At 57.4% G+C, this 21,652-nt stretch carries 24 protein-coding genes; 22 read left to right on the top strand and 2 right to left on the bottom strand.

Translation table 11 applies throughout. The features are described from left to right. Position 1 precedes the first annotated feature (1 nt). The 20 genes from rimM (at position 2) to SDD30_RS00140 (ending at position 15,966) form a co-directional block, all read left to right on the top strand. On the top strand, positions 2-532 hold the full coding sequence (gene rimM / locus SDD30_RS00235) for a ribosome maturation factor RimM (protein WP_434072915.1): 531 nt from the start codon (positions 2-4) through the stop codon (positions 530-532). Between the two features lie 12 nt (positions 533-544). Further along, positions 545-1,300: a tRNA (guanosine(37)-N1)-methyltransferase TrmD gene (gene trmD / locus SDD30_RS00230; protein WP_434072914.1), complete on the top strand. Its 756-nt coding sequence runs from the start codon at positions 545-547 to the stop codon at positions 1,298-1,300. 284 nt (positions 1,301-1,584) lie between these two features. Further along, on the top strand, positions 1,585-1,926 hold the full coding sequence (gene rplS, locus SDD30_RS00225) for a 50S ribosomal protein L19 (RefSeq protein WP_434072913.1): 342 nt from the start codon (positions 1,585-1,587) through the stop codon (positions 1,924-1,926). An 87-nt stretch (positions 1,927-2,013) separates the two neighbouring features. Beyond that, positions 2,014-2,568, top strand: a complete 555-nt coding sequence (gene lepB / locus SDD30_RS00220; protein WP_434072912.1) for a signal peptidase I — start codon at positions 2,014-2,016, stop codon at positions 2,566-2,568. Positions 2,569-2,577: 9 nt separating this feature from the next. Continuing rightward, positions 2,578-3,390 carry a ribosome biogenesis GTPase YlqF gene (gene ylqF, locus SDD30_RS00215; RefSeq protein ID WP_434072911.1) on the top strand — a complete coding sequence of 271 codons (813 nt, stop codon included), beginning with the start codon at positions 2,578-2,580 and terminating at the stop codon, positions 3,388-3,390. Next, on the top strand, positions 3,335-4,573 hold the full coding sequence (locus SDD30_RS00210; RefSeq protein ID WP_434072910.1) for a sensor histidine kinase: 1,239 nt from the start codon (positions 3,335-3,337) through the stop codon (positions 4,571-4,573). The genes ylqF and SDD30_RS00210 overlap by 56 nt, the downstream gene beginning before the upstream one ends. Continuing rightward, the gene (locus SDD30_RS00205) at positions 4,563-5,231 is read left to right on the top strand and encodes a response regulator (RefSeq protein WP_434072909.1); all 669 of its coding nucleotides are present in this window, start codon (positions 4,563-4,565) and stop codon (positions 5,229-5,231) included. The genes SDD30_RS00210 and SDD30_RS00205 overlap by 11 nt, the downstream gene beginning before the upstream one ends. Before the next feature lie 10 nt (positions 5,232-5,241). Then, positions 5,242-5,868: a ribonuclease HII gene (gene rnhB, locus SDD30_RS00200; protein WP_434072908.1), complete on the top strand. Its 627-nt coding sequence runs from the start codon at positions 5,242-5,244 to the stop codon at positions 5,866-5,868. Between the two features lie 100 nt (positions 5,869-5,968). Further along, the gene (locus SDD30_RS00195; protein WP_434073117.1) at positions 5,969-6,328 is read left to right on the top strand and encodes an NADH-quinone oxidoreductase subunit A; all 360 of its coding nucleotides are present in this window, start codon (positions 5,969-5,971) and stop codon (positions 6,326-6,328) included. Between the two features lie 5 nt (positions 6,329-6,333). Then, the gene (locus tag SDD30_RS00190; RefSeq protein ID WP_434073116.1) at positions 6,334-6,819 is read left to right on the top strand and encodes an NADH-quinone oxidoreductase subunit B; all 486 of its coding nucleotides are present in this window, start codon (positions 6,334-6,336) and stop codon (positions 6,817-6,819) included. 2 nt (positions 6,820-6,821) lie between these two features. Next, on the top strand, positions 6,822-7,265 hold the full coding sequence (locus SDD30_RS00185; RefSeq protein WP_434072907.1) for an NADH-quinone oxidoreductase subunit C: 444 nt from the start codon (positions 6,822-6,824) through the stop codon (positions 7,263-7,265). Between the two features lie 22 nt (positions 7,266-7,287). Next, positions 7,288-8,403: an NADH-quinone oxidoreductase subunit D gene (locus tag SDD30_RS00180; protein ID WP_434072906.1), complete on the top strand. Its 1,116-nt coding sequence runs from the start codon at positions 7,288-7,290 to the stop codon at positions 8,401-8,403. Between the two features lie 29 nt (positions 8,404-8,432). Further along, complete coding sequence (gene nuoH / locus SDD30_RS00175; RefSeq protein WP_434072905.1) at positions 8,433-9,473, top strand: NADH-quinone oxidoreductase subunit NuoH; 1,041 nt, start codon at positions 8,433-8,435, stop codon at positions 9,471-9,473. A 1-nt stretch (position 9,474) separates the two neighbouring features. Continuing rightward, entirely contained in the window at positions 9,475-9,879 is a 405-nt protein-coding gene (locus tag SDD30_RS00170; protein WP_434072904.1) for a 4Fe-4S binding protein, read from the top strand. Then, entirely contained in the window at positions 9,872-10,378 is a 507-nt protein-coding gene (locus tag SDD30_RS00165; protein WP_434072903.1) for an NADH-quinone oxidoreductase subunit J family protein, read from the top strand. Before SDD30_RS00170 ends, SDD30_RS00165 begins: the two co-directional genes overlap by 8 nt. Beyond that, positions 10,375-10,683, top strand: a complete 309-nt coding sequence (nuoK, locus tag SDD30_RS00160) for an NADH-quinone oxidoreductase subunit NuoK (protein ID WP_434072902.1) — start codon at positions 10,375-10,377, stop codon at positions 10,681-10,683. Before SDD30_RS00165 ends, nuoK begins: the two co-directional genes overlap by 4 nt. 28 nt (positions 10,684-10,711) lie before the next feature. Beyond that, complete coding sequence (gene nuoL, locus SDD30_RS00155; protein ID WP_434072901.1) at positions 10,712-12,586, top strand: NADH-quinone oxidoreductase subunit L; 1,875 nt, start codon at positions 10,712-10,714, stop codon at positions 12,584-12,586. Further along, positions 12,583-14,112: a complex I subunit 4 family protein gene (locus SDD30_RS00150; RefSeq protein ID WP_434072900.1), complete on the top strand. Its 1,530-nt coding sequence runs from the start codon at positions 12,583-12,585 to the stop codon at positions 14,110-14,112. Before nuoL ends, SDD30_RS00150 begins: the two co-directional genes overlap by 4 nt. Then, positions 14,112-15,542, top strand: coding sequence for an NADH-quinone oxidoreductase subunit N (locus SDD30_RS00145; protein WP_434072899.1), 1,431 nt, complete (start codon positions 14,112-14,114; stop codon positions 15,540-15,542). The genes SDD30_RS00150 and SDD30_RS00145 overlap by 1 nt, the downstream gene beginning before the upstream one ends. 61 nt (positions 15,543-15,603) lie before the next feature. Next, positions 15,604-15,966 (top strand): YraN family protein, encoded by a 363-nt coding sequence (locus SDD30_RS00140; protein WP_434072898.1) that lies wholly within the window; start codon positions 15,604-15,606, stop codon positions 15,964-15,966. A 405-nt stretch (positions 15,967-16,371) separates the two neighbouring features. Here SDD30_RS00140 and SDD30_RS00135 read toward each other — a convergent pair whose 3' ends face one another. Continuing rightward, the gene (locus tag SDD30_RS00135) at positions 16,372-17,685 is read right to left on the bottom strand and encodes a histone deacetylase family protein (protein ID WP_434072897.1); all 1,314 of its coding nucleotides are present in this window, start codon (positions 17,683-17,685) and stop codon (positions 16,372-16,374) included. A 309-nt stretch (positions 17,686-17,994) separates the two neighbouring features. Next, entirely contained in the window at positions 17,995-19,728 is a 1,734-nt protein-coding gene (locus SDD30_RS00130) for a hydantoinase/oxoprolinase family protein (protein ID WP_434072896.1), read from the bottom strand. A 332-nt stretch (positions 19,729-20,060) separates the two neighbouring features. On the opposite strand from SDD30_RS00130, the gene SDD30_RS00125 reads away from it, so the two are divergent. Together SDD30_RS00125 and SDD30_RS00120 are read left to right on the top strand one after the other, a co-directional pair. Continuing rightward, positions 20,061-20,960, top strand: coding sequence for an N-acetylmuramoyl-L-alanine amidase (locus SDD30_RS00125; protein WP_434072895.1), 900 nt, complete (start codon positions 20,061-20,063; stop codon positions 20,958-20,960). Next, positions 20,953-21,603 (top strand): coenzyme F420-0:L-glutamate ligase, encoded by a 651-nt coding sequence (locus SDD30_RS00120; RefSeq protein ID WP_434072894.1) that lies wholly within the window; start codon positions 20,953-20,955, stop codon positions 21,601-21,603. The genes SDD30_RS00125 and SDD30_RS00120 overlap by 8 nt, the downstream gene beginning before the upstream one ends. Positions 21,604-21,652 lie beyond the last annotated feature (49 nt).

Raw genomic sequence — 21,652 nt, 5'->3', positions numbered from 1 at the left:
CATGGCTCAGGAACTGGTCAGTGTCGGTAAGATTACCGGTACCCACGGCGTGCAGGGCGAGGTAAAAATCCTCCCGCTGACGGATTTCCCGGAACGCTTCCGGCCTGGAACCAGGTTAATCCTGGTCCCGGAGGGTGGGGAGGGCCGGGCCTTCCCCGTGACCGTCACCAGGTCTCGCCCTGGCAAGGGGGGCCTGATCCTGAAACTGGCAGAGATTAATGACCGCGATCAGGCCGCAGCCGTCCGGGGGGCAATTTTAAAAGTGGAACCCTGGGCTGTAGAACCCCTGCCGGAAGGGCACTACTATATTTACCAGCTAATTGGTTGCCGGGTCTATACCCAGGCCGGGGATTACCTGGGAACCCTGACCGACGTTCTGACCACCGGAGCCAATGATGTCTACGTAGTTCGGGAGCATGACGCCGGCAATGCCCGGGAGGTTTTAATACCGGCCCTGAAAGAGGTAGTGCGCCAAATAGACCTGAACACCAGGGAGATATGCGTCGCACTTCCGCCGGGCTTACTGGACTAGGGGGTCTCCAGGTTGCGGGTCGATGTCCTGACCATTTTTCCCGAGATGTTTGCCGGGTTTCTGGATACCAGTATGATCAAAAGGGCCCGGGAGCGGGGCCACCTGGAGGTAAACCTGGTCGATATCCGGGCCTATGCCCGGAATAAACATCGCAATGTTGACGATTATCCCTTTGGTGGCGGGCCGGGGATGGTTATGCAGGCCGAGCCTCTCTTCCTGGCGGTGGAAGCCCTGCTCCCTGCTGGTGAGTCAGGCAGGCCGCCTATTATCCTGATGTCACCTCAGGGGGAGGTCTTTAACCAGGAGCTGGCCGGACAGTTGGCCCGGCAGGAGCACCTCATCTTGATCTGCGGCCATTATGAAGGTATTGATGAGCGGGTCAGGATTGGCCTGGTAGACCGGGAGCTTTCCATTGGCGATTATATCCTTACAGGCGGCGAGGTACCGGCCATGGTCGTTATCGACGCCGTGACCAGGTTGTTGCCCGGGGTCCTGGGCGCTCCGGAAGGAGCCCGGGAGGATTCCTTTGCTATGGGCCTGCTGGAATATCCCCAATACACCCGCCCCCGTTCCTTCCGGGGCATGGAAGTCCCGGCAGTCCTCCTTTCCGGCAACCATGAAGAGATCCGGCGCTGGCGGCGGCAGCAGGCCCTGGAGCGGACCTGGCGGCGTCGCCCCGATTTGCTGGCCGGGGTAGAATTAAGCCCGGAAGATCGGCGTTTCCTGGAGGAAATTACCAACCAGGAAAGGGAGAGGGGCCAGGGCTGAAGAAGGGGCAGCGCCCACACCAGCGAGCAATGAAAACGTAGTTGAGGTAAGGGCTGGCGGGTACAGGCGGAAGGCGACTTGGTTCGAGGCGCCAGCAAACTCAGCGCAGTCTCAGCGAGGCGGCGGTGCACGGGATGAACCATTTTTAGTAAAAGCCTATTTACGAAGGAGCCGTTGGCGGGGCAACCAGCTTCGGCTGGAAGGGAACTCCTTAATGTTGTTCCGAAGGAAATATTTTGGTATAATAAGCGCTGGTTTAGCGGTAAGGAAAGGAGGGGTTTAAGGTGAATGTCATCGAAACCCTGGAACAGGAACAATTACGTAACGATATCCCGGATTTTCGACCCGGGGATACGGTGCGGGTGCATGTTAAAGTCGTCGAGGGCAACCGGGAACGGATCCAGGTTTTTGAAGGTGTGGTAATCGGCCGCCGGGGCCGGGGCATAAATGAGACCTTTACCGTCCGGCGGGTATCCTATGGTGTGGCGGTAGAAAGGATCTTCCCTCTGCACTCGCCGCGCCTGGAACGGATCGAGGTAGTGCGCCGCGGCCGAGTCCGGCGGGCCAAACTCTACTACCTGCGGGGTCTAGTCGGTAAAGCAGCCCGCATTAAAGAGGTACGCTAAATCACCCGGTACAGAAAGCCGGAAGAAGTTAAACAGCGGGACTGGTGCGCCATCAGTCCCGTGTTTGACTAATGGGGGGCGCAGCTTTTGCAGTCTTTGGCGGAAAGCAGAGAAGGCAGGGAGGGCAGGGAGACGAACTGGTGGTGGGATTTACTCCAATCACTGGTTGTAGCCGCCCTTTTGGCCCTGATTATCCGCGCCTTTCTTTTTACACCCTTTTGGATTCCTTCCCCTTCCATGGAACCGACTCTCTACCCCGGGGATCGCATTATTGTCAACCGCCTGGCTTACCGCCTGGGCGACCCCCAGCGGGGTGACGTGGTGGTTTTTCATTACCCCCTGGATCCCAGCCGGGATTATATCAAAAGGGTAATAGCAGTGGGCGGCGACACGGTGGAGGCCCGGAATAACGTTCTCTATGTCAACGGGCAACCGCAACCGCCGGCCAACTATCTGCCCCCCGGGGTGGTTTACAGTGATTTCGGTCCGATAAAGGTACCAGCCAACAGCTACTTTATGATGGGCGATAACCGCAATAACAGCGCCGATAGCCGGGTGTGGGGAACATTGGATCGCCGCTTGGTCATTGGCAAGGCTATGTTTATCTTCTGGCCGTTAAATCGCCTGGGACTGATCAGGTAGGTGGCAAAGGTGACCCTGGCCTTAAAATCCCTGCGCTCGTATTTAAAAGTAGTTGATGTAATCCTGGAGGTGGCCGATGCCCGGCTGCCCGCCTCCAGCCGTTACCCAGAGCTAGAGAAGGTTACAGGTTCCCGGAACCGGGTGCTGGTCCTGACCAGGGCGGACCTGGCCGACCCCGGCGCCACCGCCCGCTGGCTGGAAAGCCTGCAAGCCGGGGGCCTGCCGGCCGTTGCCCTGAACGCCCGGACGGGCGAAGGCAGCCGTTTTTTGTACCAGCAACTGAACTTTTTGGCCAGGGAGAAAAGGGCGGCTCGGGCCCGGCGGGGTTTGGGTGCGGCCCCTTTACGGGTTATAGCTCTGGGTATCCCCAATGTCGGGAAGTCTTCCCTGCTCAACCGCCTGGCAGGAAGGAGCGTAGTTCGTACCGGCAACCACCCCGGGATTACCCGCGGCCCCCAGTGGATCCGGATTAAAGATAACCTGGAATTACTCGATACTCCGGGGGTCATCTGGCCCCACTGGCGTGAACCGGCCACGGACCTCTGGCTCGGGGCCATTGGCTGTGCCCCGGAAGACGTCGTGCCGGTGCGGGAGGTAGCCCTCCTGGTAGGAGGTTTTTTGTTGCGGGAGGCCCCCGGGGCCCTGGCCGCCAGGTATGGGATCCAGGAACAGGGGACGGCAGAAGAAGTCTTGGACGCTATCGGCCGGGCCCGCGGCTATCTTCTTCCCGGGGGGGTAGTCGAGCCGGAAAAGACGGCCCGGGCCCTTGTTATTGATTTCCGGGAGGGTTACCTGGGACGCTTTACCCTGGAGATGCCTTGAAGGACGAAGGGGGGGATGTTCCCTGCCGGGGGAAGTTAAAACTGCCGCCACCCTGGAGCAGATAGTTAAAGAAACAGTAAGGACCCTGGAACAGAGCCGGGAGGCAATTTATAATATTGCCGAAACGGCCCGCCAGGAAGAAACCCGGCTACGCCAGGAACTGGACGAGGTACGGCGGGAATTCAGTGAGGCCGCGGCCCGGGTGGACAGGCTGGAAGCAGAAGAAAAGAGGGCCAGAACCCACCTGATGGAAGTCAGCCGTGACTTTATGCGCCATGGCGAAAAAGAGATGCAAACCGCCTATGAACGGGCCCGGGAGTGCCAGGTCCAGCTGGGGCTGTGGCGGGAACGGGAGACCCAGCTGCGCCAGCGCCGGGATCGCCTGGAAAGCAACCTGAAGAGCCAGCAGGAGATGGTCCGGCGGGCCGAGGAACTGGTCACCAATGTGGGAGCCGCCCTGGCCCTGCTGACGGGAGAGCTGGCCCGGGTCGGTAGTCACCTGGAAGAGATGGAACAGCGCCATGTGGTGGTCTTAAAAGTTCTGCAGGCCCAGGAGGAGGAACGCCAGCGCCTGGCCCGGGAGATTCATGACGGCCCGGCCCAGAACATGGCCGGCATCGCCTTTAAAGCGGAATTATGCACTCGGCTGGTGGATATTAAACCGGGGGAATTAAAGAATGAACTCCTGGCCTTGAGTAATCTTGCCCGGGATACCCTGGCGGAAATACGCAAGATTATCTTTTCCCTGCGCCCGATGATGCTCGACGATCTAGGACTGGTCCCGGCCCTGTATCGTTTTACCGGTGAATACCTGGAAAGGTACGGCCTGGAGGTGGAACTGACCATCATCGGCAATGAAGAACGGCTGGACAAGGCCGTGGAAATAGGGATTTTTCGCCTGATTCAAGAGGCGCTAAACAACGTCTGGAAACACGCCGGGGTCAACGGGGCCCGGGTTAAACTGGAGTTCCGGCCGGAAAAGATTAACCTGAATATCAAGGATGAAGGCTGCGGCTTTGACCTGGAAACGGCCCGGGGAGCCGGTTACGGCCTGGCGGGTATGCAGGAACGGATTAAACTTTTAGGCGGTAAGTTGACGATCAATACAGCCCCGGGGCGGGGTACGGAACTGGAAATGGTGATTCCACGGCAGCTAGGATGGAGTGGGGATCTTGCCGGATGAAGGGAAAATTACGGTCTTAATTGCGGATGACCACCCCCTGGTCCGGGAGGGTATACGCAAAATCCTGGAACTGGAGGCTGGCCTGCAGGTAGTGGGGGAGGCCGCCACCGGCCAGGAGGCCATTACCCTGACCAGGCGCTGCCATCCCCAGGTAATTATTATGGATATTAACATGCCAGGTCTCAATGGGATTGAGGCTACCAAAGTAATTAAAAGGGAATGGCCCCAGATTGCCATCCTGGCCCTGACCATTCATGATGATGAAGAGTATATAATTGAACTTTTACGATCCGGGGTTTCCGGTTATGTCCTCAAAGACATCGGTGCCGCAGAACTGGTGCAGGCGGTCTACCAGGTGGCCCGGGGTGTCCAGGTAATTCACCCCGGGGTGGCCCAAAAGGTAATTGGCTGTATCCAGAAACAGGAGACCTTTACGCCAGCACCGGTATCCATACCCTTGACGGAAAGGGAACAGGAGATTCTTATCCAGGTAAGCCGGGGCAAGTCGAACCGGGAAATCGCCCGAGAGTTGTTTATCAGTGAAAAAACGGTAAAAAACCATCTCACGCATATCTTTCATAAAATTGGTGTCGCTGATCGCACCCAGGCGGCCCTTTATGCCTTGAAACATGGCCTTACTAATGGTAAGCTAGAGTAGGTGGTCCAAGTTGCAGTCCTCTGTCGCTGAAAGGGAGCGGGTAGCGTCCCTTTATATCTGGGAACGGCGCTTGCAAAGCCAGGGGGCGACCAGGATCGCCGGCGTCGATGAAGCGGGGCGCGGTCCCCTGGCTGGTCCGGTAACTGCCGCCGCCGTCATTCTCCCGCGGGGGTTGTTTATCGCCGGCCTTAATGATTCGAAGAAAGTTTCCCCGGCTAGGCGTCGGGAACTGGCCACCATAATTAAAAACGAAAGCCTGGCCTGGGGTGTTGGTTGGGTTTCTGTCAAAGAGATTGATAGCCTGAATATCCTGGCGGCCTCCCGCTGGGCCATGTGGCGGGCTCTGACAAATCTAGCTATCCGGCCCGATCACGTGCTCATCGATGGCCTACAGTTACCGGGTTTGGGCATACCCCAGACTCCCTTGGTGGGGGGGGATGCCCTGAGCGCTTCCATTGCGGCGGCTTCGATACTGGCTAAAGTAGCCCGGGATGAACTGATGGTGGCCTATGACGCGGTTTTCCCGGGTTATGATCTGGCCGAAAACAAGGGTTATCCTACCAGGAGTCATCGGGAGGCAATACGGCGCCTCGGACCATGTAACCTGCACCGGCGTAGTTTTAAGGTAAAGGATTAAGTTTTTAACTGCCAGTAAGAAGGAATTTCCATCATGAAGACGAATATGTACTAGAGTATTTTTAAAACCATGGGGAATTTTTGACTGAAGGGGGTTCATGGTGTTGTCGCAATACGGAATTATAGCCGTATTCCTCCTTGGTGGGGCAGCCACGGCCATTGCCGCTCTAGTCGCCAACTGGCTGATTCGCCCGAAAAAACCTCCTGAGGGTGATAAGCTGGCTACCTATGAATGCGGCCTGGAGACCCAGGGGCCGACCTGGATCCAGTTTAAGGTCAGCTACTTTCTTTATGCCCTGATCTTTCTCTTATTCGATGTAGAAACTGTGTTTCTTTATCCTTGGGCCGTTCGTTTTCAAGCCCTGGGGCTTTTTGCCTTTGCCGAGATGATTATTTTTATCGGCATCCTGGTGCTTGGTCTCTGGTATGCCTGGAGGGAGGGTGCGTTGAAGTGGCTATAGCTCGACTGAAACCGCCAGAGCCGCAGATACCCGACAATGTAATTCTTTCTACAGTAGATGCTATGCTCAACTATTGCCGGGCCCACTCCTTCTGGCCGGTGACCTTTGGCCTGGCCTGTTGTGCCATTGAGATGATGGCCGCCGGTGGCGCCCGCTATGATATTGCTCGCTTTGGTTACGAGGTTTTCCGGCCCTCACCGCGACAGGCGGATTTAATGATTGTGGCCGGCACGGTTACCAGGAAGATGGCTCCCCTGTTACGGCGCATCTATGAGCAAATGCCGGCGCCGAAATGGGTGGTGGCCATGGGCAGCTGCGCCATCAGCGGCGGCCCCTTTGTTGACTCTTATAATGTCGTACCGGGCGTAGACACCATTGTGCCGGTTGATGTCTATGTCCCGGGGTGTGCCCCGCGGCCCGAGGCACTGATCAATGGCCTGCTGGAGCTAAAGAAAAAGGTTATTAACCCTAAAGTAGCGTTGGTGAAGTAGAAATGAAAACGGACAATTTTATTCAGGAAATACAGCGCCTTTTCCCGGACCTGGAGGTCAGGGAAGGGGTGGACATGCCGGCCCTGGTTGTACCGGCTGACCAGCTGGCGGCGGTAATGACGACCCTTAAAGAGCAACAGGGTTTTAACTTCCTGGCGGATCTAACAGCTGTTGATTTCCCGGAAGACGCACGGATAGAAATGGTATACCATTTAATGTCTGTACCGGGGATGGCTGAGCTCCGGGTGAAGGTAAACCTGGACCGCCGGCAACCGGAGGTGCCTTCCCTTACGACCCTCTGGCCGGCAGCCGATGTCCAGGAACGGGAAGCCTTTGATCTCATGGGGGTACAGTTTCGGGGGCATCCTAACTTGAAGCGCATCCTGTGTCCCGATGACTTTGAAGGGCATCCCTTACGGAAAGACTTTCAATTTAAAACGGATTAAAACGGAAGGAGGGGAGTAGAGCATGGCTGTCCCGGAGGAAAATTTGCGGACGGAAGAGATTCAGCTCAATATGGGTCCCCAGCATCCCAGCACCCATGGAGTCTACCGCGCCCTGTTAACCCTTGATGGGGAAAAGGTCGTCGGGGTAGAGAATATTATTGGCTACCTGCACCGGGGGATTGAGAAACTGGCCGAGGCCCGCACCTATACCCAGATTATTCCTTACACGGATCGCCTGGATTACCTGGCCGGGATGCTGAACAACTTGGGCTATGTCCAGACGGTGGAAAAGCTCATGGGCGTCGCAATCCCGGAGCGGGCCGAGTACCTGCGGGTAATCATGGCCGAACTCTCGCGGCTGGCCAGCCATATGATCATGCTGGCCTCCATGGCCCTGGATCTCTCCGGTTGGACGGCATGGTTCCCGCCCTTTCGGGAGAGAGAACGCATCCTGGATCTCTTTGAGATGACCTGCGGTTCGCGCCTGACGGTGAGCTATATGCGTATCGGCGGCGTAGCTGCCGATATACCGCCGGAGTTCCTGCCGGCCCTGGAGACTCTTCTCAATGACTTGCCGCGCCTGATCGACGAAATGAACGGGCTGCTTACCGGGAATGAGATCTTCAAGGCCCGCTGCCAGGGGGTGGGCAAAATCGACCTGGAAACGGCCTTGGCCTATGGGGTTACCGGGCCCAACCTGCGGGCCTGCGGCCTGCCCTTTGACCTGCGCAAAGCGAAGCCCTACGGGATTTATGACCGTTTTGACTTTGACATTCCGACTTTAAATAACGGTGATAGCTACGACCGCTTCGTTATTCGCCTGCTGGAGATGGAGCAGAGCGCCCGGATTATCCGCCAGGCTAAGGCTGCCCTGCCGGAAGGGCCTGTCCAGGCTAAAGTGCCGCGGGTGATTAAACTGCCCCAGGGCGAGGTCTATCACCAGATCGAGGGGGCCAAGGGTATCCTGGGGTTCTACCTGGTCAGCGATGGCGGCAGCAGGCCTTACCGCCTGCATATCCACAGCCCATCCTTTGTTAACCTGGGCGCCCTGCCGCAGATTGCGGCCGGTGGTATTATCCAGGATTTTGTTGTGGATATCGCCTCGATTGATATTGTCCTGGGTGAAGTTGATCGCTGAGGATGTAATTACGGGGGAGAGGATAGATAGTGGAAGGTATCTTTACCGGCATTGCCGCTTTCCTGCGGGGCTTCCTTGCCGGAGCACCTCCCTGGGTGATGACCCTGGTCATGGGTGTTTTGTACCTGATCGGCGTCCTGGCCTTTATCTTTTTGAATGCGCTTTATTTAATCTACCTGGAACGTAAAGTCAGCGCCTATATGCAGCAGCGCATCGGCCCCAACCGCCTGGGTCCCCATGGGCTCCTGCAGTCGGTGGCCGACGCGGTCAAACTCCTGGGCAAAGAGGATATCATCCCCCGGGGAGCCGACCGGTGGGTCTTTATCATCGCTCCGGTGCTAATCTTTATCCCGGCGACGATGCTGTATGCTGTCATTCCCTTCGGTAAGGGAATGGTTCCCGCTGATTTAAATATTGGCGTTTTTTACTTCCTGGCGGTGGCCTCAACGTCAACTCTAGCCATCTTGATGGGCGGCTGGGGGGCCAACAACAAGTATGCCCTGCTGGGCAGCATGCGGACGGTAGCCCAGATGGTCAGCTATGAAATCCCCTTGACCTTTTCCATCCTGGGGGTAATAATGCTGGCCGGGTCGTTACAGACCTCGCAGATCGTGGCGGCCCAGCAGCACACCTGGTATATTCTGCTGCAGCCACTGGCCTTTATCATTTACTTCATTGCGGCCACGGCGGAGGTCAACCGGGCCCCCTTTGACCTGGTAGAAGGGGAGCAGGAGATTGTAGCCGGTCCTTATATCGAGTATACCGGCATGCGCTATGCCCTTTTTTACCTATCCGAGTACGCCAACCTGGTCAGTGTTTCCGCCCTGGCGGTGACCCTGTTCCTGGGAGGCTGGCAGGGGCCATGGTTGCCGTCCTGGCTATGGTTCCTGATTAAGGTCTATATTATGATCTTTATCTTCATGTGGGTCCGCTGGACCTTTCCCCGGATCCGTATTGACCATTTATTGAGTTTTAATTGGAAGGTACTCCTGCCCCTGTCCCTGGCCAATATTGTTGTTACCGGGGTGGGTATCAAGATCTACCAGTTAATCAGCCTGGGGAGGTGGTAGGATGTTCGGGCAGGGTTTGCTAAAGGGTTTGAGTATCACCTGGCATTTTTGCTTCGGCAAGGCGGTAACGGAACAATACCCGGAGCGGCGGCCCCATTTGCCACCGGCTTCCCACGGCTCCCTGGTTCTGGACCGGGAGAAGTGTATCGCCTGCGGTATCTGCGCCAATGCCTGCCCCAACCATATCCTTACCGTCGAGAGCGAACGCGACGAGCAGAAGAAGCGCCACCTGACGGGATACAGGGCCAAAATGGGTCAGTGTCTCTTCTGCGGCCTCTGCGTGGAGAGCTGCCCCCAGGGGGCCCTGCACTGGGATGCTAATTTTGAACTGGCCTGTTACCGTCATGAAGATACGGAACATGATTTGCTGGCCGGCCCGGCGGTGGAGGTGAAGAAAGGTGCCTGATATCAGTGCCCTTTTATTCTGGTTACTGGCCGCCATTACCATCGCTGCTGCCCTGGCGGTAGTCTTATTAAAAAATATCGTGCACAGCGCCCTGTACCTGGTCCTGACCTTTGTCGGGGTTGCCGGCCTTTATATCCTCCTCCAGGCCGAGTTCCTGGCGGCGGTGCAACTCCTGGTTTATGCCGGCGCCGTGGCCGTTCTCATTGTCTTTGCCGTCATGCTGACCCGGCGGGGCGATATCAAGGCCAGCAACCTGTTTAATATTAACTACCTGGCTGCCGGTGTTGTCTCCCTAGCCCTCTTTGTTGTTATCCTCCTGGCTACCGGGCGCGTAACCTGGACGGGTAGTCCTGGGATGGCACCTGGCAGTAACGTTGGGGCCATTGCCGGTGCTTTTCTGGGCCGTTTTGCTATCCCCTTCGAAGTGGCGGCAGTTTTACTTTTAGTAGCCATGGTCGGCGCCATCCTGCTGGCGAGGGGAGGGAAACCGGAACGGTGATCACCCTGAATCATTACCTGGCCCTGGGCGGCCTGCTCTTTTGCATCGGCCTCTTCGGCGCCCTGGCCAAGCGAAATGCCATCGCCGTTTTGATGGGAATCGAACTCATGCTCAATGCCGTCAATATTAATCTGGTGGCCTTTAATCACTTCCTGGCGCCGGCTCAGGTTACCGGCCAGATCTTCGCCATTTTTGTCATTGTCGTCGCTGCGGCGGAAGTAGCCGTCGGCCTGGCCCTGGTCCTGAATATCTATCGCCGGCGCCTGGAGAGCAACGTGGACGACCTCGACTGGCTCAAGTGGTAATTTCTTCTAGAAGGCAGGTGATAACCCCGTGATTAATCATGCCTGGTTGATTCCGGTTTTTCCGGCCCTGGCGTTTCCGATAATTATTTTCCTGACCCGTAGAATGCGGCCCTTAAGCGCCCTGGTGGGCATTGCCGCCATCGGCGCCAGCTTTGTTATGGCGGTAGGGGTATTAAGGGAAGTCCTGCTTAACGGGATAACCATGGCCCGGCCGGTGGAGTTTGCCGCCACCTGGCTGGGGATCCCCGGCCTTTTGAAGATTGAAGCGGGCGTCCTGATTGATCCCCTGGCAGCGGTTATGCTCCTGGTAGTCACCCTGGTGGCCCTGCTGGTGGAAATCTACTCGGTGGGTTATATGCACGGCGATCCCGGGTTTTCTACCTTTTTCGGTTACCTGTCCCTGTTCGGGGCGTCGATGCTGGGCCTGGTCCTGGCCAATAATTACTTTATGATCTTTTTCTTCTGGGAACTGGTGGGACTTTGCTCCTACCTCCTCATTGGTTTCTATTATCATAAGCACTCGGCGGCCCGGGCCGGGCTCAAGGCCTTTGTCACCAACAGGGTGGCTGACTTCGGTTTCATGCTCGGCTTCTTTTTCCTCTTCGCCATCTTTGGGACCTTTAATTTCCGGGAGTTGGCGGCAGCCATTCCCACTTACCAGAATACCGGCTTCCTCGCCCTGGTTGCAGCCCTGGTCTTTATCGGCCCCATCGGCAAGTCGGCCCAGTTCCCCCTCCATGTTTGGCTACCGGATGCCATGGAGGGTCCTACTCCGGTGAGCGCCCTGATCCACGCCGCCACCATGGTCGCCGCCGGCGTCTATTTGCTGGCCCGCGCCTTTGTCCTTTTTGCCAGCCTGCCGGGAATTATGCTTGTGATCGCCTATGTGGGCGGTTTTACGGCCCTCTTTGCCGCTACCATTGCCCTGACCCAGCGGGACATCAAGCGTATCCTGGCCTATTCCACCATCAGCCAGTTGGGCTATATGGTCATGGCCATGGGGGTGGGCAGCATGACTGCCGGGATGTTCCACCTCATGACCCACGCCTTTTTCAAGGCCCTTCTCTTCCTGGGAGCGGGGAGCGTTATCCATGCCTTGGAAGAACAGGATATCTTCCGCATGGGCGGCCTGTATAAGGATATGCGGGTTACCGTAAGTACCTTTGTTATTGCCGCCCTGGCCCTGGCCGGGGTACCGCCCCTGGCCGGTTTCTGGAGCAAGGATGAGATCCTGGCCGGCGCCTTCGGCCACGGCTTTACCGGTCTCTATATCCTGGGTACCCTGGTGGCTTTCCTGACGGCCTTTTATATGTTCCGCTTGATCTTTGTCGCCTTTTTCGGCGACCGCCGCGCCGGGCTCCACGCCCACGAATCACCTTTGACCATGACGATGCCTCTGGTCATCCTGGCGGTCCTGTCAATTGTCGCCGGCTTCGTTGGTGCACCCTTTGTCGGCCACGGCTTCAGCAGCTTTGTTTATTATGGTACCCCCCATGAGGTAGAGCCCAACTATGTAGTCATGTTACTCTCAACCGTCGTCGCCCTGGCCGGCATCGGCCTGGCCTGGTTCCTGTACGGCCGTCCCAGCGACATCCCGGAGCAGCTGGTGCAACGCTACCGCAGTATCTATACACTCCTGATCAACAAGTACTATATCGACGAGGTCTATATGTGGCTCTTCCACCGCGTCGCCCTGGGGCTGGCAGAAGCCTTTAACTGGAACGATCGCCATGTAGTTGATGGCGTCTTTGACGGGGTCGGCGATGTAACGCGGTTCTCAGGACGCAAATTGCGCTTAATCCAGACGGGTAATCTCCAGACCTACGCCCTGGTTATATTTACGGCTGTAGTGCTTATCGCCCTCTGGATGGCAGCACCGGTGTTGGGAGGGGTGATCCAGTGAATTTTTCAATTCTGACAGCTATCATGCTGGCCCCGGTAGCCGGGTTGCTGCTGATCCTGGTTATCCCGGAGAGGGAACAGCTGACCATTAAAATTACAGCTGCTGCCGCTACCTTTGTGTCCCTGGTGCTGGCAATTATTGCCTATGTCCAGTATAATCACGCCCAGGGAGGACTGCAATTCTTGCAAGATGTCTCCTGGGTACCGGGTTTTGGCATTAACTATTCCGTCGGCGTCGACGGCATCAGTATGCCCCTGGTATTGTTGACGGCCATTGTTATCTTCACCGGGGTCTTCGCTTCCTGGGATATGACCAAGCGCATTAAGGAATTTTTTATCTTCCTGTTGATGCTGGTGACGGGAGTCTTCGGGGTCTTCATCAGCCGCGACCTCTTTTTCTTCTACCTCTTCTTTGAAGTAGCCGTGATCCCCATGTACCTCCTTATTGGTATCTGGGGCAGTACCCGTAAGGAATACGCGGCCATGAAACTGACCCTGTACCTCTTGGTGGGTAGTGCCTTTGCCCTGATTGGTATTATCGCCCTGTTCCTCTATGCCTCCCAGCAACTGGGCCATGCTACCTTTGACCTCCAGACCCTGGCTACGGTTAAATACGATCTGGGCTTCCAGAAGTTTGTCTTCTTCCTCATGCTTATCGGCTTCGGCGTCCTGGTGCCCATCTGGCCCCTGCACCTGTGGTCGCCGGACGGCCACGTGGCGGCGCCAACGGCTGTTAGTATGCTCCATGCTGGCGTCTTGATGAAATTGGGGGCCTACGGCCTTATCCGCGCCGGGGTGTTCCTTTTTCCAGAGGGAGCCAAATTCTGGGCGCCCTTGATTGCCGTCCTGTGTATTGTGAACGTAGTCTACGGCGCCATGATCGCCATGGTGCAGAAGGATCTGAAGTTCGTTATCGGCTACAGCAGCGTCAGCCACATGGGTTATGTCCTCCTGGGGATCGCCTCCCTGAATATCATGAGCCTGGACGGGGCTGTTTCCCAGATGTTCGCCCATGGCATCATGACGGCCCTCTTCTTTGCCCTGGTGGGTAATGTCTATCATAAAGCCCATACCAGGGAGATTGCCCGCTTCGGCGGCCTGGCCCACCAGATGCCGCGGGTGGCGGCCGGCTTTCTCATCGGTGGCCTGGCTTCCCTGGGCCTGCCCGGGCTGAATAACTTTGTCGCCGAGTTCCTCATTTTTATGGGCTCCTTTACCCGCGACCAGGCCCTGTTCGGGGGTATCCTCCCCTACCGCATCCTCTCGATCCTGGCCATCTCCGGTATTGTCATTACCGCCACTTATATTCTCCGAGTGGTCATGCATACCTTCTTTGGCCCCCGGAAGCCGGAATGGGATCACCTGGAGGATGCCCATGGGGTAGAGATGGTGCCGGTAGTAGTGCTGATTGCGACTTTATTGCTCTTCGGCCTGCTGCCCTCTCTCCAGATTGATATGATCAACAGCGGTATAACCCCGCTGGTAGCCAAGGTTCAAGCGGCGAAGGCGATTGGGGGTATCTTTTAATGGCGGAGCTGTATTTGTTGACAATTGAAATCCTGACGGCAGTTCTGGGTTTGGGCCTCCTGGCCCTGGGCCTCCTGGTCCCCCACGGCGATCGCCGCGGGATAGCCTATGTGGCTACAGCCGGCCTGGCGGGTATTCTCCTGGTAGCCTTCGGGATGCGGGGCACTACCGGTATGGTCTTGGGAGGTTATGCCATTGATCCCTTTGCCACTTATTTCAAGATCCTTTTCCTGGCGGCGGCCCTGCTGACAACTGTTTGTTCTTATGAGTATGTGGAAAAGATGGGATTTAACCAAGGCGAATATTATGCCCTGCTGGTCCTGGCCACCCTGGGGATGATGATCCTGGCCTCCTCAGGGGAACTGATCAGCCTTTACCTGGGCCTGGAACTCATGACCATCACCTTCTGTATCCTAGCGGCCTTTCACCTGGGTGACGCCAAATCGGCCGAAGCAGGCATCAAGTACGTCTTGCTGGGGGCCATGTCCTCGGCCATCTTCCTTTACGGCCTGAGCCTGGTCTACGGCAGCAGCGGGTCCACGGTGATCAAGGAAATCAGCCAGGTGATTGCCGCCAGTGGGGCCAGCCCGGCCCTGCTCCTGGGCACGATTTTCATCCTGGCCGGTTTCGCCTTCAAGGTAACGGCCGTGCCCTTTCACATGTGGTCCCCGGATGTCTACGAGGGCGCCCCGACGCCGGTAACGGGCTTTCTTTCGGTAGCCTCCAAGGCGGCCGCCTTCGCGGCCCTGGTGCGGGTCTTCTTCGGCGCCCTGCCGGACCTGCATAGCTTCTGGGTGCAGCTCTTTATCGCCCTGGCGGTCCTCACCATGGTCCTCGGCAACCTGGTAGCCATTCCCCAGACCAATATCAAGCGGTTGCTGGCCTACTCCAGTATCTCCCAGGCCGGTTATCTGCTATTGGGTATTGTTTCCTTCTCCGTCCTAGGGGTGGGGGCGGTCATGTACTATGCCATGCTCTATGTCTTTGGCAACATGGGCGCCTTCATGGCGGTGACGGCCTTTTATAATAATGGCGGCAGTGACGAGATCAAGGATTACACCGGCCTGGCCCGGCGTTCGCCCCTGGTGGCGGCCGTAATGCTCTTTTCCCTGCTCTCCCTGGCCGGCATCCCCCCCATGGCCGGCTTTGTCGGCAAGTTTTATCTCTTCATGGCGATAATTTCCCGGCAGTATTTCTGGCTGGCCATCCTGGGTATTTTGATGAGTATGGTGTCGGTCTATTACTACCTCCTGGTGGCCAAGGCCATGTACCTGGGCAACCCGCCGGAAGGTAGCAAGCCGTTACGGGTAGCTCCCGGCCTCCAGGTAGCCATGGTGGTATCCCTGCTAATCCTTTTCTTCCTGGGCATCTACCCGACACCCCTGACCAACTATGCCATGAATTCGGCTGTGGCCTTCTTTATGCCGTGATGGTCTCCAGTGCTTTTACTCTAGTGATGGAGGCCGATAGCTAACAGGAGGCTAAGGAATTATGACCATGGCAAGGCAGCGGCGCGGCCTCATCGGCGAGGCTGCCGCCACTGCTTATTTAGAGCAAAAAGGTTACCGGATTGTCGAGCGCAACTACCGCTGTCCCCTGGGGGAGCTGGATATAATTGCCCTTGACGGTAGGGAGATGGTTTTTCTTGAGGTACGGACGCGCTCTTCAACTGCCTTCGGTACCCCCCAGGAATCGGTTGATGCCCGCAAGCAGTTGCGCCTGCGCCGCCTGGCCGCCTACTACCTGATTGCTCGGGGGCTGGCCGGGCAAGCCTGTCGCTTCGATGTGGTGGCGGTAATGCTCGATGGCCGGGAGCAGGTGGCGAGCATAGAGATAATCAAAGGGGCCTTTTAGGCAAGCAAAAGCCAGGGTTTATTTCATCCCTGGCTTTTTAGTTAGATTTTGATTAATGACAGATTTGGTCACAATATGGTAAAATAACTCTCGGGAATACTGGGAAAGAAATGGGCCTCACCTGCCGGGGGATCAGAGATCCTCGAAAGGGGGTGGGGCGGATGCTTTCAGCATCAGATGCTATCCAGCTATTTATAGCGGTAGTACTGTTGCTCACCCTCATAGTGCATATGACCGACCGCCGTAAATAGTCGGCGACCCTTAAAACTGCAGCAACAGTTTTAAGGGACAAAGATTATACCCCGGTCAGGCGAGGCACAGTGAGCTATTTCTACTTTCAGTATTCCCATTTCTATATTTATTATCCCGCTCTTACTCTTTATCGTCAAGAGGTTACGCCCAAAATTATTTCTTTACCAGGCTATCTTCCACCCGGTCCTGGAGGTAGATGCCGTCCGGGTAATCAGTGGTCCGGCTTTTTTCGAAGCGGGCGTGGCCCTCATCCTGGCAATGCGGGCAGGCGCCCCGGGGGATCAGGATGGCCAGGATGTGGCACCCCTGGTCAGTACGGGAATCGATCCAGGTCAGGCCGCCGCAATCGTTACAGACGCGGGTTGTTTCCACCTGGTTTTCCATCAGCCCTTCGGTGTCGTAGAAAATACGGCGCTGGCGGCTGATTTCTTTTTTACCCCGGATATACTCCTCCCGCAGGCGGTCGCGTTGCTGCCAGGCCTGGTAGGTCTCGTCGCACAGGCGGGCGATATACTCGCTGACCCGGGGTGACTGGGCGACTTTTTCCGGGCTATAGTCCGGTTCCCGGATGCCGGAGTAATCGAGGCCGGCCAGAGCCAGGATGATGCCTACATTGACGTAGGGCAGGGCGCCCTCAATAGAATAGCCGCCCTCCAAGACGGCAATATCCGGCTGCAGGCGGTCGTTAAGGCGGGCGTATCCCTGGGCGGAAAAGCGCATGTTAGTTATGGGGTCGGTATAATGGTTATCCTGCCCGGCAGAGTTAATGACCAGGTCGGGTTGAAAGTCAGCCAGCACCGGCAGGATAAAATGCTCCAGGGCGTAAAGGAAGCCTTCCTCGCCGGTATCCGGGGGCAGGGGTAGGTTGAGGGTATAGCCAAAGGCGTTAGGACCGCCGAACTCGTTCAGGAAACCGGTACCGGGGAAGAGGGTGCGGCCGTCCTGGTGCAGGGAGATATACAGGGTATCCTTATCATGCCAGTAGATATCCTGGCTGCCGTCGCCATGGTGGCAGTCGGTATCGACGATGGCGATTCTTTTCGGGCCGTAGCGGCGGCGGATATGCTCCAGCATAATGGCTTCCATGTTGATATTACAGAAGCCCCGGGCGCCGTGGACGATGCGGAAGGAGTGGTGGCCCGGCGGCCGGATAATGGCGAAGGCTTTATCTACCTCCCCCCGTAAAACGGCGTCGGCGGCCACTATAGCCCCGCCGGCGGCAATCAGGTGGGATTCGGTAGTCCGGGCAGCCACATCCGGAACGCAGATATGCACCCGCTCCACATCGCTGCTGTCGGCCAGGCGGGGGCGGTATTCCCTGATGCCCTCGATATCCAGGATGCCTTCTTCGCAGACCTGGTCCAGAGTATAGAGGAGGCGTTCCTCCCTTTCCGGATGGGTGGGGCTAATGGCCCAGTCAAAGGCCGGAAAGAAGACCAGGCCCAGGCGGCGTTTGGCTTTATACATCTTTTATTCCTCCGAAAATAGACTTCTACCAAAAATGGTTACAATTTACAGTAACCGCTGCGGGGCTGGCGGGACAGGTCTCCAAGCTCAGTGGTTCTCGGCGAGCAAACTAGGCGCTCAGCCTTCCTCGGCGTCGGGGGTGGCTCGGCTGTATCTCTTTGAATAAATGCAGCGGGGAGCGGAACTCTTCGAGCCTCAACTTACGTTACGATCCCCATCCCGTTCACCGCCGCCGAGGCTAGCGGCTTCGCTGAGTTTGCTTGCGCCTCGAACCAAGTCGCCTTCCGCCTGTACCCGCCAGCCCTCTACTCAACCAGTATTTTTATATCTTCGTGGCGGGGGCGTCGCTCCCATGGGGGGCTCCTCTAGAAATTGGGTTCTATTTCCTGTATCCAGGGCGGTAACCCGCGGTTTAACCTGGACCTTGACGCGGATGTTTCTCCCGGAAGTATAGAAACCGGCTACCATATTAAAGGATTGTTCCTCTACTACCTCCAGTTCGGCGCCGGCGGCCGCCGGTGCCAGGCGCTGCAGGCGTTCCTGCAGCGCCTGCAGGGCGCGTTGGCGGGCCTGCTCCAGGGTGAAGCCCCGGGGGACCTTCTCCCTGATGCCCTCTTCGGGGATACTCAGGACACCCTGCTGGGTATCGGCCTGCAGGGTGAGTTCGGTGGTAGGCTGGCTGAGGGCGGCGCCAATGGCGTTGGCCACCCCGGCGAGTTCTGGCGCTAGTACCGGCAGGCCGAAGGCGGCTTCCAGGTCGTCTTTAAGGAGTGGTGCCGGGGCGCCGATGACGACGACCTGTGCCGGTTGCAACTTTTTATTTTCCAAGACTTCCCGGACGGTATAAACCGGGCGGCTGTTAATTCTATCAAGGAGGATTCGTGTTTGCGCGGCAATCTCAGCTGCCATTTGTTTAATAATGGCGGCTGCCATCTTTTCAGTACTAATGCCCAATTCATCACCTAAACGGGCTATACCCTGACGAGCGGCTTCCTGGTCCCCCAGGTCCAGGCGGCCCAGGGTAATCAAGGCATCAGTGGGGGTGGGTGCGGGGCCCCCTAGGGCCAGGGCCGGTCCTGAACGGTCAGGGCCAATGGCCAGCCTACCGTCCTGTACCCGCAGGCAGCTGTCACCGCCCCGGCCCAGGGAGTGGCTGTAAAGGGCGCGGACCAGGGTGGGATAACCGGCCAGGTTGATACCCCGGGGTTCAAAGAGGGGGATGCCGTCGGCCAGGAAAGCGATATCAGTGGTCGTCCCCCCGATATCGAGGATAATGGTATCCTGGGAAGAGGGTGCGAGGGCCAGGGCGCCCATAATACTGGCCGAGGGGCCGGACAAGATAGTCTCTACCGGCAGGGAACGGGAGGCCGCCAGGGAGAGGGTACCGCCGTCGGCCTTTAAAATATCGGGTTGTACCGGCAAGCCCCTCTTACCAGCATAAGTATTAATGGCCCTGGCAAAGGTGCCATAAATGGACGCCACGGCGCTGTTAAGGTAGGCGCTAAAGACCCGGCGGGGGTAATTCAAGCGCCCTGACAGGCGATGGCCTAGGGTTATAAAATCATAGGCCGGGGAGAGGGCTTGCTGGATTTGCAATTCATGCTCCGGGTTGCGAGTTGAGAATTTACCAACAATGGCCAGGTGCCGCAGGCCCCCTTGCTGTAGTTTGGCATCGGCAGCGGCAATCTCGGTGGTCACCAGGGGAGCAGTTGGCCGGCCCCGGTGGTCAATGGCGCCGGCGAGGATGAAGTTTTGGGTGCCGCAAGTGAGCTCGGCCGGATTTAAACCTGGTCCCGGTTCCAGGAGCAGGCCCACCGGGCTGATCCGGCCGGTGACAATGGCATTAGTACAAACAGTGGTGCTGAGGTTCAGGAGCTGGATGTTGCCGGTATCTATGCCCTTCAGGACCGCATCCAGGGCCCTGGTAACAGTATGGAGGTAATCTTCCTGGTTAGTCGGTATTTTGCAGTGGCGTTGTACCTGGCCACCGTCGATGAGAACGGCATCAGTATGGGTGCCACCCATATCCAGACCTACAAACATCTACCTCACCTCACGCTCTATTTTAGACCTGCAGGTAGGGGGTTGCAAGTCTTCCTCTTCCGCTAAGTGGCTAAGGAAAAGAACAGTTCGATGCCTGAACGAAGGGTTGGGGCACGAATAGAAACCTGTTGCCGGCAACCCGCCATCCTGGAAAGGCAAGACTGAACTGGCCGGACTTGCTGGTTTTTGCTGAATTGGATGGGGTTGGCTTGCATCTGGCGAAAAAAGGATTATAATTAGAACGGAAAATCCTGGTGCCGGCATTTTTCCTCCCACATCAGGCATAAGATTGATAACAGATGGGTAAGGGCATATTTAGCGAGGTGAGGAAGTTGGCCCCCAGGGCCCACTTAACCAACTTATACAGCAAAATAAAGGAAGAGGGCGGGGAGCAATTCAGTACCGTAACCATCGAGGCCACCGCCCCGGCAGAGGTGAAGATCAGCTACCCGGCACCGACCCTCTGCCAGGTGCAGGTCCGGGCCGTCCTGACCATGGACCCCGGCCCCCTATACGTTCAGGACGGCATCATCAAAGGAGTAACTATTGCCTCCGGGGAGGAACTGGTAACCTTTAAAATCGACCTGGATGAAGAGGTCCAGGCCCGGCTAACCTGTACGGAAGGGATGCCCTACCGGATTGGCCTGAGCTTCAGCCGCCGGCCCCTGCAGGATTTCTATCAAGGCCGGGTAATCGTTGTTGATCCCGGCCATGGCGGTAGTGATACCGGCCAGCGCGGGCCGGTTAACCTCCTGGAAAGGGATATGGCCTGGAAAACAGCAGGCTATCTAGCTGGTATCCTGGAGGGGTTACAGGCCCGGGTGGTCATGACCCGCAGCCAGGATGAGAATCCCTCCTGGTGCGAGCGCCTGGCCAAAGTCCCTGCCGATGCCTTTTGCTTTATCAGCCTGCACGAGTACGGCAGCCGGGATACGTCTATCCGGGGGACGGCGGTCCTGTATAACCCGGCCAGTCCGGGTAATAAGGAGCTGGCCGAGGCCGTGCTGGCCAGGATTGTGGCCAGGGTGAAGACCCCCAGCCGCGGTACCGGGCCAGCTGCCGAGCTGGCGCAACTGGAGCAACTACCGGCCCTGCGGCTGGAACCCGTGGCCATAACCAATTGGGTCGACGAGGGCCTGTTGCGTAACCCGTACTTTCATCAAAAAACGGCCCTGGCCACGGTGGTAGCCATTAAACAGTACTTCCGGCAGAGAGGTCAGGAACATGACTAGAGGAACGGGAGAGCTTTCCTTTGCTAAAATACCGGTGCGCACCCATATTGTCACCGACAAAGACGACGCCGTGGAGCTGGCCCGGAGGTACAGCCGCGGCATAGCCCGGCCGGGGGATGTCATCTGCCTGGCCGAGAGCGTCGTCGCTATTACCCAGCGCCGGGCCATCCTGCCGGAAGAGGTCAAGCCGGGGCGCCTGGCCCGCTTTCTCTGCCGCTTTCCGGGTAAAGACGGCAGCCTGGCCACACCGCCGGCCATGCAGCTGGCTCTGGAAGAGGTGGGCACGGTACGCCTCCTGGCCGGTTGTGCAGCCGCCGTCCTGGGCCGTTTAATCAAGAAAAGGGGGCTTTTCTACGTTGTCGCCGGGCGTCAGTTGTCTTTGATTGACGATATCGCCGGGACCATGTACCCCTACGAGCGCCATATCGTCATGGGACCGAAAAACCCGGGGCAACTGGTGCGGGACATCAAAAAGGCCACCGGTGCCGAGGCGGTGATTGCCGATGTCAACGACAAAAAGTGCGTCGACATCCTGGGCATTACCGACAGGAGCTACCTTCCGGCCGTGACGGAGGCCCTGCGGGCTAACCCCTTCGGCAACGAGGATGAACAAACGCCCATCGTTATTCTTAAACGGCAGTAACTTTAAGAAAACGCAATCGCCCGTGAGGGTGATTTTTCTTCGGTTTTTC

The sequence above is a fragment of the Moorella naiadis (nom. illeg.) genome, assembly GCF_051020825.1.
Lineage (GTDB): Bacteria > Bacillota > DSM-521 > Neomoorellales > Neomoorellaceae > Neomoorella > Neomoorella naiadis.
This window is presented reverse-complemented; position numbering and strand designations above follow the sequence as displayed.